The organism is Telluria sp. LT1R51-2 (assembly GCF_059685775.1).
Genome location: NZ_JCASIM010000001.1, coordinates 1,516,567 through 1,529,250 on the forward strand (window position 1 = coordinate 1,516,567; position 12,684 = coordinate 1,529,250).

Genomic DNA, 12,684 nt, shown 5'->3' on the forward strand with positions numbered 1-12,684 from the left:
CCGGTTGCCCGGCGCGCAGCGGCATCAGTCGGCGCCGACTGCGGTGACGATGGCGCCAGCGCCGGCGCTCAGCATCCAGCCGGTCATGAGCAGATAGAACATCAGCAGCGTGAACAGGACCGAGACGCGGCGGGCATCGAGGCCGGCGAACAGCGGCTTCTTGTCGTAAGCCACACCAACGAAATACGCGCCGAACACGGTCGCCAGGTAGTGCACGGCACCGAACGTTTCACCCAGCTCACCCTTGCGCGGGTGCTCGATCAGCAGGTGCGACAGGATCACCAGCACCAGGTACGGAATCGAGGCCACCAGCGGCGGCAGGTACAGGCCGAAGCGCTCGACGAAGGTGCGTACCTCGGGCCGCTTGCGCGCCAGCAGCGGCAGGAACAGGTTATGGATCAGGCCCGTGATCAGGATGATCTTTAGCAACACCGCCTTGTGCAGACTTTCTTTGCCGAAGCCCAGATTGTGCAGATTGGTCTCGGCCTGGCGATTATTCTGCACGAAGAAGTCGGGCGACTGGATGTGCAGGATGCGCTGGAACCAGCTGATTTCTTCCAGTGCGGCCAGCGCAACCAGGCCCGTCAGACCAAGCAGGACCAGGACTTCGAGCCGCATGCCGCCGTTCTTCCAGCGATCGGCTGCAACATAGCCGAGCAAGCCCGCCGTGAGCGAGAAGGCCAGGAACTGCATCCATTCGACGATGCCGTCCTCGACCAGCAGGCGTGAGAGTTCCTGGGGATTGCCCGACCAGGCCAGCGTCAGCAGCAGGATGAATGCATTGATGATGGTGGCCGAAATAATGACCGGGTGTTTGTACCACTGATGATTGACCACTGAGTTATTGACCACCAACTTGCTCCTTCAGAGACGAAAAATGTTCAGCCGCGAGCGGCTGCAGGGCGGCGCCCGGAACGGGCTCGCCATCGTTTGCCGCGACGCGTCCGGATGTCCGCCGGCCCACGCGGCGCCGCGCGCCGGCCAGGAGCGCGATGATGGCCCAGCCGAACAGCAGCGGGTCGAGCAATGCGTCCCACAGGTTTCCGGTCGGCAGGCGCAGCACGGAAAACAGCACGACAGCGCCAAGGAGCGCCGCGGCATGGCCACGCGAATGCTGCAAGATGATCGCCAGCGCGCACGCGACAGCGAGGACGATCGCCACGAGCGGTCCCACGGCGCCGCCAAAACCGGCGTAATAGTAGCCCCTCGTGAGCACGCCGAGCGCATCCAGATACAGCAGCAGGCCGGCGAGCGCGAGCAGGCCAGCCAGCATCTGTGGCATGGCCTGGTTACGGCGCGAGCCGTTCCAGCGCTGCGTCAGGCGCAGCAGGCAGCACCCCACCAGCAACCCGCTCGGGTACTGGAACGCCAGGCCCAGATACCAGGCTGGCGACAGGTTGCCCGGCAGCGCCATCACGGCCAGCGCGCCGGCCACGATGGCCGCCAGCGTGGCGCGCGACATGGGCGCAGCGCTGCGCCACAGGGTACAGACCACGGTGGCGGCGACGATCGCCCAGCCAACGCGGCCATACACGATCTGGCTTGCAAGAGCCGGCAGTATCATCAGGACGTGCCTTCCGGTTGGATGCGGTAGCGATGGTGGGCGATCGCCTGCCGTTGCCACGTATAGGTAATGTGCAGCTCGTCGCCGACCTGCTGCATCGACGGGTACGAGAATTCGTCGCCGGCCGGGCCTTTGGCGATATCGGCAACCGTGCGCCAGGTGCGCATGTCGTTCGAGATCGACAGGCGCAGGATGCTGCGCGCCGACGCGCCGCCTTCAACGTGATTATGCAGCATCAGGAACTGGCCACTGGTCAGGCGTATGGCAGCGACCGACGTGCTGTAGTTGGGCAGGTCGAGCGCCGGCAGGTCTTGCCAGGTGGCGCCGCCGTCCACGCTGGCTGCGTGCTGCACCAGTTGCTGCTCGCTGTCGTCGCGCATGACGGCGCGCACTTCGTGCTTTGATACAGCAACCAGGGCTGGCTGCAGGGTCGAGGTGCTGTTGCCGATGCGCGCCAGGCTGGTCGGGTTGCCGTCCGCATCGAACGCCATCAGCATCGGGTACTTGTTGCCGATCTCGAAGTAAACAGGAAGCCACCAGCCGCCGTCGCTCAGCGGCAGCGGCGCCGTGCGCACCAGCGCGCTGGTGTTGAACAGGGGCGAGGTGGGCAGGATGCGGCGTACGTGGAAGTGCTTGCCCTGATCCAGCGAGACCAGATGTGCGATGCGCGCCGCGGCCCAGCCGCCCAGGCCCGTGGCCACGACGTACAGGTGGATCCTGCCGGCGCGGTCGGTCCAGGCGACCGGGTTACCGATGCGGCGCACGCCGAAGCCCAGTTCGGCGCCGAGCGACTCGCGGCTGACGACCATCGATGGTGCAGACCAGCCGCCATTGGCCCAGGTCGAGGCGAAGACCTTGACGTCCGGACCGCTCTCGCGGCTGCCGGCCCACCAGAACGCGAGCATGCGGTTGCCCGGCAGGGCGGCGAGCGTGCTGGCGTGGGCCGACGGCATGCCGCGCGGCGCAGGGATGTGCGCGTTCGACAGTTCGGTGAGCGTCACGCGCCCGGGACTGGTCGTGGTCATGCTGGGCACGGCGGCTGCGCTTGCAGCGGTGCGATGCGCGGCGCGCCAGCGCAGCGCCTCCGCCGCGATCACGAGCACGGTGAGCAGCAGACAGCCGAACAGGATCGCATGATGCCTGGGCGGCCGGGTGATCGCGGGATTCTCCATTCGATTCCAGTAGAGGAACCCGGCAAGTGCATTGCGCACGGGGGTTCGGGCATTGAATTTCCCACCGATCAAGACCTGCCCATGTCGCGGGCGTCGGCCTGGCATCGGGATCGGGAAAGGCGCTATCGTACCGGAAAGCCGCGCAAAAGAACATTGGCTGCGTCCAAAAGACCTGTCAGTACGGGGCAGGGCGACGGTCAGGTCTAGCGTGCCAGCGCAGGCCGCAACCCGGCCTATACTGGCATTTTCGACCAACCGGGCCTTGCCGCATGCTTACTCCCGTCGCCACCTTGCTGTCTGTTGCCGTCGTTGCGTGCGCGCTCCTTGCAACTGGCTGCGCACACCGCAATCCCTATTACGATGCCGCCAAATCCCATCACCGGCTGGAAGGCTTTGCGAACAATTATCCGGCCAACCCGGCGTACCAGCGGCCCCAGCGCGGGTTCTTCGACGGCTGGGCGGCGCGGATCAGGAACTGGACCGAGGACGAGACGGTGCGCGCGCCGCTTGCGCCGATCACGCCCGTGGCGCCCGACCTGGCTTTCATGCATGCCAACCGCAGCGAGGTAGCGCTCACCTGGATCGGGCACGCGACGTTCCTGTTCCAGAGCGGGACCGGCGTGAATATCCTGACGGACCCGGTGTTCGACGACCGTGCGTCGCCGTTGCCGTTCGCGGGCCCCAGGCGCCATCAGGCGCCCGGCGTGGCGTTGGCCGACCTGCCGCGCATCGATGTCGTCCTGCTCAGTCACTCGCATTACGATCACTTGTCGAAAGCCTCGCTGCGCGCGCTGTACCGCCAGGCGGGCGGGCCGCCGCTGCTGGTGGCGCCGCTGGGCGTGGACGTCTGGCTCGCGGAAAACGTGACGGGCGGCGACCGCTCGCGCATCGTCAAGCTCGACTGGTGGGAGAAGACCGTCTATCGGGGACTCGAGCTCCACCTGCTGCCCGTGCATCACTGGTCGGCGCGCTCGCTGTGGGATCGTAACGCGACGCTGTGGGGCGGATTTGCCGTCACGCGCCCGGGCTTTGCGTTCTTCTTCTCGGGTGACCTGGGCTATTCGAAGGACATCGGCGACATCGCCGCGCGCTTTGGCGGTTTTGATCTGGCGGCCATCGGCATCGGCGCGTACCAGCCGCTGTGGTACCGCAATTCGCACGTCAGCCCCGATGAGGCAGTGCGCATCCATCGCGAGCTGCGTGTCAAGCGCAGCGTGGGCATGCATTGGGGGACCTACCCGATGGGTCAGGAACGCCTTGACCAGGCGCCGCGCGATCTGGCGCTGGCGCGCGCGGCGCAGGGCGTGGCCGACGATGCGTTCTTCGTGATACGGCACGGGCAGACGTACAAACCACCCACCGCGCCATGAGTGGCGGCGGGGTGGTCGTGCGCAAACGTCAGGGCTGGGCGCGCAGGGTCAGCTTGAGAATCTCGCCCGGCTCCCACAGTCGCATGCGCGGTCCCCAGCCGCCCGCACCGCGGCTGACCACCAGTTGCATGTCACCGATGCGGTGCCAGCCCACCAGGTACGGAAATTCGCGCTTGGCCAGATAAGCGAAAGGCCAGACCTGACCGCCGTGCGTGTGCCCGGAGAGCATCAGGTCGATGTCCTTGTGCGCGGCGCGCTCGATCAGTATCGGGTCAGGGATGTGCGCGAGCAGGATCGTCGCCCCGTCCAGCCGTTTGGGGAGCATGCGTTCGAGGCCGGTGGTGATGTCGCGCTTTCCGCGTCGCGCGCGCCCGATGTCGTCCAGGCCCGCCAGGTGCAGGCCCGGTGCGATTTCGACTTGCTGGTCGCGCAACCACCGGACGCCGCCGGCTGCGAACTCGTGGATCGTACCGCCGGCGTCGCCGTAGTATTCATGGTTGCCGGTGATGGCCCAGACGCCCATTGCCGGCCGCAGGCGTTGAAGGACCGGCGCGAGCAGGTCGTCGTTGATCGGCTCGTCTTCGACCTGGTCGCCCAGCATCACGACAACGTCTGGCGCTAGTGCATTGATCTGGTCGACCCGTTCGCCGAGCCACTTCGCGCGGCGCTGGGCCCCGAGGTGCGTATCGCTGATCGCCACCAGCACGGTCCCATCGAGCGCCTTTGGCAGGCCGGGCAGCGTGAGTTCCTGCTCGACGATCGCCGGGGCACGCATCGCCTGGAATATCGCAAAACCGCTGACCGAGACACCGGCAATCGCGCCAACTGCCAGAATCCGTGGCGCCCAGGTGCGCAGCCAGAAGCCGAAGCCGGTGATGATGTCAGCCAGCAGCAGGTACTGCGTCATGCAGAACAGCACGCCAAGCCAGGTCATCGAAAACTGCCCCGGCCACCAGCGCCAGTCCAGCGCCGCATCGCCGAGCTGCACGCCCCACAGATACACCGCCCACATTGCCACGGCGCCCACCCACCAGACCCGCGTCGGCACGCGCGCGCGAACCGGCCCCAGCGCATACAGGCGATGCGCCACGTAAAAATGCATCAGTGAGCCGAGAAAATTGATAATGATTGAAAACATGCATGCTCCCGCCAGCAGCCAGCCAGCGTGTAGGAAATGAGGGGGCAACGGACAAACCGGCCCATCATAGCGAACACGAAAAGATCATGTCGCCTGTAAGTATCCTGCCCACAAACAGTTATCAAACAATTCGACTCTGACCCTAATTGTTACGTTTGCTGCAGAGCCCGCCTGACAATGAGGGTCAGAGTCGAATTATTGGGCAATTGCCTCAATTCGAGTGACCTGCAATTGGGGTCAGAGTCGAATTGTTTTGCAATTGCTCAGGGGACTTGCCCGGAGCGGTCAGGCGGATTCGGCGTGCTCGACCAGGAGCTGGACTTTGGTGACGCCGTTGTACTCGTTGGCGTCGAGGCGGAAGGCGACGCGGGCGCGGTCGCTCAGGCTGTCGGTGTGGCCGAACCAGATGGCGTCGTAGCGGCGGCCGTTCTTTTCCAGCTGCAGTTTCAGGTGGCGTTCTTTGAGGATGCGCTGGCTGACGACGCGGAATTCGTCGCAGAAGACGGGCGGCGCGAAGCCCTGGCCCCAGACCTGGCCGTCCATCAGTTCGATGAACTGGGTCGAGTAGAACTCGTCCTCGAGCGGCCCGTCGGTTTCGATGATGCGTTCGAGCTGCGCTTCGGTCAGCCAGGCCTGGCCGACGGCTTCGAACGCCTGGCAGAAGGTGTCGAAATGGTCGTGGCGCAGCGACAGGCCGGCCGCCATGGCGTGGCCGCCGAACTTGTCGATCAGGCCCGGTACGCGCTTGGACACCAGGTCCAGCGCATCACGCAAGTGAAAGCCCGGGATCGAGCGGCCCGAGCCCTTGATCATGCCGTCGCCGGCTGGTGCGAAGGTGAAGGTCGGGCGGTAGAATTTCTCTTTCAGGCGCGAGGCGACGATGCCGATCACGCCCTGGTGCCAGCCTTCGTCGAACACGGTGATCGTGCTGGCGCCGGTTGGCTCGAACGTGTCCAGGTGCAGCAGCGCGGTGTCCTGCATCTCGGCTTCGATTTCGCGGCGCTTGAGGTTGATCTCGTTGAGTTGCTGGGCGATGGCCCAGGCGCGGCCCTCGTCGTCGGTGGTCAGGCATTCGATGCCGAGCGCCATGTCCTGCAGGCGGCCGGCCGCGTTCAGGCGCGGGCCGACGGCAAAGCCCAGGTCGAATGGCGTGGCGCAGCGCGCTTCCCGGCCGGCCACCCGGAACAGCGCCGCCACGCCGGCATGCATGCGGCCGGCGCGCATGCGCTTCAGGCCCTGCGCGACGAGGATGCGGTTGTTGGCGTCGAGCTTGACGACGTCGGCCACCGTGCCCAGCGCGACCAGGTCGAGCAGGCTGTCGAGCTTGGGCTGCGTCTGTGCGTCGAACACGCCGCGCCGGCGTAGCTCGGCGCGCAGGGCCAGCAGTACGTAGAACACGACGCCCACGCCGGCCAGGTTCTTGCTCGGGAAGCCGCACTCCGGCTGGTTCGGGTTGACGATCACGCGCGCCGCCGGCAGCACGTCACCCGGCAGGTGGTGGTCGGTGACGACGACGTCGATGCCCAGCCCATTCGCGGCGAGCACGCCGTCGACGCTGGCGATGCCGTTGTCGACCGTGACGATGATGTCGGGCGCCTTTTCGCGCGCGGTGAGCGCCACGATTTCAGGCGTGAGGCCATAGCCATATTCGAAGCGGTTCGGGACGATGTAGTCGACCTGCGCCCCCATCGCGCGCAAGCCGCGCAGGGCGACGGCGCAGGCGGTGGCGCCGTCGCAATCGTAGTCGGCGACGATCGTCATGCGCTTGCCGGCGCCGATGGCGTCGGCCAGGAACGCGGCGGCGGCGTCGATGTGCTTCAGGCCGGACGGCGGCGACAGGGCCGCCAGTTCGCTTGAGAGTTCACGCGCATCGAGCAGGCCGCGTGACGCATAGATGCGGGCCAGTACAGGGTGCACGCCATCCTGGCGCAGCAGTTCGGAGGTGCGGAACGGGCAGGGACGGGTGGAAAGTCGGGTCTTCAGGGTCAATGTCTGTCTCGGTCGGGTTATTTCAGTGCGCTCACCAGTGTTCTCACTTCAGTGCGTCGAGTGTCGGGCTGCGCCAGAATTTGCGCTGCGCGAGCGCGCTCGTCGTCGTCTCGAGCAGACCTTCGCGGCTGCTCAGCACCAGCGTCAGCTTGCCCACGCGGCCCGCCTTGACGGCAGCCAGCAGCGGCACGAACAGCGTTTGTTCCAGTTGCCCCATCACCTGCAGCCAGACGCCCCAGTCGGCCGCCTGCGCCGCTTCGGCGAGCGGCCCGACCACCAGCGTGCGGTCGGTCGACAGCAGATCGGGCAAGCGGTCGAGCGTGTCGAACCGTTGATCGCCGAGCGCACCCAGCCAGCCCGGCACCGCGATAGTGGCCAGCGGCTGTCGTGGCGTGGGCGCCGTCCGGCCCGCGCCCCACATCCAGAACGCGTTCACGATCGGCAGCCGCCGCGTTTCGCGCGCAGCGTTCACCGGATGCGCATGCCACGCCATCTGCACTTCGTTCTGCAGGCGGCGATACGCGAGCGCCGGCTGGCCCTTCGGCATGAAATCCGTCAGGTCCATGTTGACGACCGTGTCCGGGGTGGCGGTCTCGAAACCGGTCCATTCGTCAGCGCGCAAAAACCACGTCTGCGTATCGCCGTAGCGCAGCGCATGGCCAATGCTTTCGCAGAGTTCCGCCGCCGTGGCGAACAGTGCGCGGCTGTCGGCATCGTCCAGCGGTACCTGGCGCGTATCGGCCATCGTCAGGTGTGTGCGGGCGATCTGGATGTGACCGGGGGACACGATGTACCAATTGCCGCCATCCGGATCCAGCCCGAAGCCGCGCATGGCGGCAACGGCCACGGCGACCCCGCCCGCGGCGCCCAGACCGAGCGCGCGCGCCAGCCAGGTTTCGTGGGGCAGGGCGTGAGTATGCTCGGCCGTGCGCGTGCGCGTGGCGCTCGAGGTACGCGAGAGCAGCAGCGCCAGCGCCGGCGTGTTCATCGCGCGGATCAGGTCGGGAGCAAATTCGGGAAGCGGCAGAGCGAACGGCAGGACGAGCGAAATATGAGCCATCCCGCTATTCTAGGGCAAATCGCTGGCGCCAGCGGAGCACCACCCCGATTCTTCACCCGCATGCCCGCTGGAATGCCCTAGTGAGTTTTTGATAATTGCGCCACAATCCCGGTTTGTCTGGCAAACTGCCGGGCTGATGCAGCCCGGCGCTGCGCCATCAATACAAAAAAACAGCGAAACACAGCGGATCGGTCGACACGGACAGCATGAGCATCACCCACAAACTCCCCTACGAATGGCAGATCGGCCTGCGCTACACGCGCGCCGGCAAGCGCAGCGGCCGCAACAGCTTTATCTCCTTCATTTCGATGGCCTCGGTGGCCGGCATCGCCCTCGGCGTGGCCGCGCTGATCGTCGTGCTGTCCGTGATGAACGGATTCCAGAAGGAAGTCACCAACCGCATGCTGTCGATGCTGGCGCACGTCGAGATTTTCGACAGCCGCGGCGCGCTGCCCGACTGGCGCGCCACCAGCCTGCAGGCGCTGCGCAACCCGGAAGTCAAGGCCGCCGCGCCGTTCATCGATGCGCAATCGATGCTGCTGGTCGACGGCGTCATGAAGCCGGCGCTGCTGCGCGGCGTGGCGCCCGTCGAAGAAGCGCAGGTATCCGACATCACGCGCCAGATGAAGGCCGGCAGCTTCACGTCGCTGCGCGCCGGCTCGTTCAACGTCGTGCTGGGCCGCGCGCTGGCCAAGTCGCTGGGCGTCGATGTGGGCGACCGCGTCACGCTGCTCGTGGCCAGCAGCGGCATCCTGGGCGGCGCCAGCACGCCGGGCGAAAACCCGCTGCCGCGCACGCGCGCACTGACGGTGTCCGGCATTTTCGAGGCCGGCCATTTCGAGTTTGATTCCACGCTCGCCCTGATCAATATCGACGACGCCCGGGTGGCCACGGGCGCCACGGCGCCGGCCGGCATCCGCCTGCGGCTACAAGACCTGCACCAGGCCCCGCGCGTGGCCTACGAACTGCAGCGCTCGATGCCGGGCGAATTGATCATGCGCGACTGGACCAAGGTCAACACCGTCTGGTTCGCGGCCGTGCAATCGCAGAAGAACATGATGTTCATTATCCTGACGATGATCGTGGCGGTGGCCGCGTTCAACCTCGTCTCGACGCTCGTCATGACCGTCAAGGACAAGCAGTCCGACATCGCCATCCTGCGCACGCTGGGCGCCTCGCCGCGCGCGATCATGAAAATCTTCATGGTGCAGGGCACGCTGGTGGGCCTGCTTGGTGGCCTGCTCGGCGTGGGCCTGGGCGTGCTGGTGGCGCTCAATGTCGACGTCATCGTGCCCGCCATCGAGCGCATCTCGGGCGTGCATTTCCTGTCGCAAGAGGTGTATCTGATCAGCGAGATGCCGTCCGAGCTGCTGTGGGCCGACGTCGGCTGGATCGGCGGCGTGGCCGTGCTGCTGTCGTTCCTGGCCACGATCTACCCAAGCTGGGCCGCCTCGCGCGTGAAACCGGCAGAGGCACTGCGCTATGAGTAACCGCGCCGGTGTCGTCCGCCCCGATTCCAATCTGAAGCACGAAAATTCATGAGCATCATCCACAAACTGCCGTACGAGTGGCAGGTCGGCCTGCGCTACACGCGCGCCGGCAAGAGCAGCGGTCGCAGCAGCTTCATTTCGTTCATCTCGCTCATTTCCGTGGCCGGCATCGCGCTCGGCGTGGCGGCCCTGATCATCGTGCTGTCGGTGATGAACGGCTTTCAGAAGCAGGTCACCGACCGCATGCTGTCGGTGCTGGCCCACATCGAAGTCTTTGATGCATCCGGCAGCATGACGGACTGGCAGGCCAGGGCCAAGGAGGCGGCGCGCAATCCCGCCGTGCTGGGTTCGGCCCCATTCGTCGAAACCCAGGGCCTCCTGGTGCGCGACGGGATCATGCGCCCGTCGATCGTGCGCGGCGTGCTGCCGGGCGTTGAAGACAATGTGTCGACGGTGGCAAAGCAGATCCGCGCCGGCAGCTTCGATGCCTTGAAGCCCGGCAGCTTCAACATCGTGCTGGGTTATGCGCTGGCGCGCGCGCTGGGCGTGGGCATGGGCGACAAGGTCACCATGGTGCTGGCCCAGGGCCAGGTGACGCCGGCCGGCATGGTGCCGCGCACGCGCAGCTTCACGGTCGCCGGCATCTTCGAGGCCGGGCACTTCGACTTCGATGCGGCGCTGTCGTTCGTGCACATCGAAGATGCGCAGCGCCTCGAACGGCAGGGGGCGCCATCGGGCCTGCGCCTGCGCATCGCGAACATGCGCGAGGCGCCGCAGGTGGCGGCCGAATTGAAGGCCTCGATGAAGGGCGACCTGGTCATGCGCGACTGGCCCAAGCTCAATGCCAACTGGTACGCTGCGGTGCAGACCGAGAAAAAGATGATGTTCATCATTCTGACGCTGATCATCGCGGTGGCCGCCTTCAACCTGGTGTCGAGCCTGGTGATGACGGTGACCGAGAAGCAGGCCGACATCGCGATCCTGCGCACGCTGGGCGCCTCGCCCGGTTCGATCATGAAAATCTTCATGGTGCAGGGCGCCGTCGTCGGTGTGCTTGGCACGCTCGCGGGCGTGGCCATGGGCGTGGGCGTGAGCAAGAATATCGGTGTCATCGTCCCGTTCATCGAACGCTTGCTGGGCGTCGAGTTCTTGTCGAAGGATATCTATTTGATCAGTACCGTGCCGTCCGAGCTGTACACGCCGGACGTCGTCACCATCGGCATCGTGTCGGTGGTGCTGGCCTTTGCGGCCACGATCTACCCAAGCTGGGCCGCCTCGCGCGTGAAGCCGGCGGAGGCGCTGCGCTATGAATAATCTGAAGAGTAATGGAATAAACGCTGCGATGAACGACGTGAACAAAACGATCGATGTACCCGTGCTGGCCTGCCGTGGCCTGGGCAAGACCTTCAACCAGGGTGATGCCATCGTGCGTGTCATCGACGGCATCGACTTTGCCGTGTACCGCGGCGAGCGCGTGGCGATTGTCGGCGCGTCCGGCTCGGGCAAGTCGACATTGCTGCACCTGCTGGGCGGCCTGGATACGCCGAGCAGCGGCACGGTGAGCCTGCGCGGCGAGGATTTTGCGAGCCTGTCCGAATCCCGGCGCGGCGAACTGCGCAACACGGCGCTCGGCTTTGTCTACCAGTTCCACCACCTGCTGCCCGAATTCACGGCGCTCGACAACGTCATGATGCCGCTCCTGATTCGGCGCATGCCGCGCGCCGAGGCGTTGACGCTGGCGCAGGCAATCCTTGAACGCGTCGGCCTGGGCAAACGCGTGATGCACCGCCCGGGCGAACTGTCCGGCGGTGAACGCCAGCGTGTGGCGCTGGCGCGCGCGCTGGTCACGCAACCGGCCTGCGTGCTGGCCGATGAACCGACCGGCAACCTCGATCACACGACCGCGCAGATTATCTTCGACCTGATGCTCGAACTGTCGCGCACCCTGGGCACCGCCTTCGTGATCGTCACGCACGACATGGAGCTGGCGCGCCGCTGCGACCGCGTGCTGCGCATGACCGAACACGGCCTGCAGGCTGCAGAAGGCTGACGCCATGTGGATCGATACGCACGTTCACCTCGACGCCCGCGAATACGGCGGCGATGGCGCGGGCGTCGCGCGCAGGGCAGAAGCGGCCGGCGTCTCGATGATCGTCATCATGGCGGTGGAGCGGGGCAATTTCGACACCGTCGCGGCCCTGGCTGCAGGCAGCCCGAACGCTTGCTACGCGCTGGGCATCCACCCGATGTGCGTGCCGCAGGCAAGCGACGACGACCTGGCGTACCTGCGCACGCGTGTCGAAGCGGCGATGGGCGATCCGTGTTTTGTGGGCATCGGTGAAATCGGCCTGGATTTCTTCATCCCCGAACTCACCACGCCCGAGATGCGCGAGAAGCAGGCACGGTTCTTCCGTGAACAGCTGCGCATCGCGCGCGACTTCGGCTTGCCAGTGATGACGCATGTGCGCCGCTCGCAGGACCAGGTGCTCAAGCACCTGCGCCAGATTCGCCCGCCGAGCGGCATCGCACATGCGTTCAATGGCAGTTTCCAGCAGGCGCAGAATTTCATCGACCTCGGGCTGCACCTGGGCTTCGGTGGCAACCTGACTTTTACCCGCGCACTGCAGATCCGGCGCCTGGCCACCGAGTTGCCGCTCGAATGGATCGTGCTGGAAACTGACTCACCCGACATCGCGCCCAGCTGGATTCATCCGGGCCGCAACAGCCCCGAGAATTTGCCGGGCATTGGCGCGGCGCTGGCCGAATTGCGCGGCGTGGACACGGATGTCGTGCGCATTGCTGCCCATCGCGCTTCGCTGGCCGCGATCCCGCGCCTGGCCGGGCTGTGCGCCGCCGTCTAGCCAGGCGGTCCGGCGAAGTTCCCGAAACGGCGTCTGGCAT

At 66.0% G+C, this 12,684-nt stretch carries 11 protein-coding genes; 5 read left to right on the top strand and 6 right to left on the bottom strand.

Going from position 1 to position 12,684, the window contains the following annotated elements; all coding sequences use genetic code 11:
- Positions 1 to 24 precede the first annotated feature (24 nt).
- Genes AC56LH_RS06815 through AC56LH_RS06825 form a run of 3 tightly spaced genes read right to left on the bottom strand, consistent with a single transcriptional unit; the run spans position 25 to position 2,736 of the window.
- Positions 25 to 852 (bottom strand): hypothetical protein, encoded by an 828-nt coding sequence (locus tag AC56LH_RS06815; protein ID WP_499645079.1) that lies wholly within the window; start codon positions 850 to 852, stop codon positions 25 to 27.
- Entirely contained in the window at positions 842 to 1,564 is a 723-nt protein-coding gene (locus tag AC56LH_RS06820; protein WP_499645081.1) for a hypothetical protein, read from the bottom strand. The genes AC56LH_RS06815 and AC56LH_RS06820 overlap by 11 nt, the downstream gene beginning before the upstream one ends.
- A complete protein-coding gene (locus AC56LH_RS06825; RefSeq protein WP_499645083.1) occupies positions 1,564 to 2,736 on the bottom strand; it encodes a sialidase family protein in 1,173 nt (390 codons plus the stop codon). Before AC56LH_RS06825 ends, AC56LH_RS06820 begins: the two co-directional genes overlap by 1 nt.
- A gap of 269 nt (positions 2,737 to 3,005) precedes the next feature.
- Between AC56LH_RS06825 and AC56LH_RS06830 the strand changes: the two genes are divergently transcribed.
- Positions 3,006 to 4,106: an MBL fold metallo-hydrolase gene (locus AC56LH_RS06830; RefSeq protein WP_499645085.1), complete on the top strand. Its 1,101-nt coding sequence runs from the start codon at positions 3,006 to 3,008 to the stop codon at positions 4,104 to 4,106.
- Between the two features lie 28 nt (positions 4,107 to 4,134).
- Here AC56LH_RS06830 and AC56LH_RS06835 read toward each other — a convergent pair whose 3' ends face one another.
- The 3 genes from AC56LH_RS06835 to AC56LH_RS06845 all read right to left on the bottom strand — a co-directional run bounded on the left by AC56LH_RS06835 (position 4,135) and on the right by AC56LH_RS06845 (position 8,293).
- A complete protein-coding gene (locus AC56LH_RS06835; protein WP_499645087.1) occupies positions 4,135 to 5,244 on the bottom strand; it encodes a metallophosphoesterase in 1,110 nt (369 codons plus the stop codon).
- Between the two features lie 285 nt (positions 5,245 to 5,529).
- A complete protein-coding gene (gene recJ / locus AC56LH_RS06840; protein ID WP_499645089.1) occupies positions 5,530 to 7,233 on the bottom strand; it encodes a single-stranded-DNA-specific exonuclease RecJ in 1,704 nt (567 codons plus the stop codon).
- Between the two features lie 43 nt (positions 7,234 to 7,276).
- Positions 7,277 to 8,293, bottom strand: a complete 1,017-nt coding sequence (locus AC56LH_RS06845; protein WP_499645091.1) for a hypothetical protein — start codon at positions 8,291 to 8,293, stop codon at positions 7,277 to 7,279.
- A gap of 206 nt (positions 8,294 to 8,499) precedes the next feature.
- Between AC56LH_RS06845 and AC56LH_RS06850 the strand changes: the two genes are divergently transcribed.
- The 4 genes from AC56LH_RS06850 to AC56LH_RS06865 are packed head-to-tail and all read left to right on the top strand — an operon-like array spanning position 8,500 to position 12,644.
- Positions 8,500 to 9,783, top strand: coding sequence for a lipoprotein-releasing ABC transporter permease subunit (locus AC56LH_RS06850; RefSeq protein WP_499645093.1), 1,284 nt, complete (start codon positions 8,500 to 8,502; stop codon positions 9,781 to 9,783).
- Between the two features lie 48 nt (positions 9,784 to 9,831).
- A complete protein-coding gene (locus AC56LH_RS06855) occupies positions 9,832 to 11,097 on the top strand; it encodes a lipoprotein-releasing ABC transporter permease subunit (protein ID WP_499645095.1) in 1,266 nt (421 codons plus the stop codon).
- Positions 11,098 to 11,125: 28 nt separating this feature from the next.
- Positions 11,126 to 11,833: a lipoprotein-releasing ABC transporter ATP-binding protein LolD gene (gene lolD / locus AC56LH_RS06860; protein ID WP_499645097.1), complete on the top strand. Its 708-nt coding sequence runs from the start codon at positions 11,126 to 11,128 to the stop codon at positions 11,831 to 11,833.
- Positions 11,834 to 11,837: 4 nt separating this feature from the next.
- Positions 11,838 to 12,644 carry a TatD family hydrolase gene (locus tag AC56LH_RS06865; RefSeq protein ID WP_499645099.1) on the top strand — a complete coding sequence of 269 codons (807 nt, stop codon included), beginning with the start codon at positions 11,838 to 11,840 and terminating at the stop codon, positions 12,642 to 12,644.
- The last annotated feature ends 40 nt before the right edge of the window (positions 12,645 to 12,684 follow it).

Coding starts and splice junctions, on each gene's coding strand:
- AC56LH_RS06865 (WP_499645099.1), top strand. CDS start 11,838: ATGTGGATCGATACGCACGTTCACCTCGACGCCCGCGAATACGGCGGC.
- AC56LH_RS06845 (WP_499645091.1), bottom strand. CDS start 8,293: ATGGCTCATATTTCGCTCGTCCTGCCGTTCGCTCTGCCGCTTCCCGAA.
- AC56LH_RS06850 (WP_499645093.1), top strand. CDS start 8,500: ATGAGCATCACCCACAAACTCCCCTACGAATGGCAGATCGGCCTGCGC.
- AC56LH_RS06835 (WP_499645087.1), bottom strand. CDS start 5,244: ATGTTTTCAATCATTATCAATTTTCTCGGCTCACTGATGCATTTTTAC.
- AC56LH_RS06820 (WP_499645081.1), bottom strand. CDS start 1,564: ATGATACTGCCGGCTCTTGCAAGCCAGATCGTGTATGGCCGCGTTGGC.
- lolD (WP_499645097.1), top strand. CDS start 11,126: ATGAACGACGTGAACAAAACGATCGATGTACCCGTGCTGGCCTGCCGT.
- AC56LH_RS06830 (WP_499645085.1), top strand. CDS start 3,006: ATGCTTACTCCCGTCGCCACCTTGCTGTCTGTTGCCGTCGTTGCGTGC.
- AC56LH_RS06855 (WP_499645095.1), top strand. CDS start 9,832: ATGAGCATCATCCACAAACTGCCGTACGAGTGGCAGGTCGGCCTGCGC.
- AC56LH_RS06825 (WP_499645083.1), bottom strand. CDS start 2,736: ATGGAGAATCCCGCGATCACCCGGCCGCCCAGGCATCATGCGATCCTG.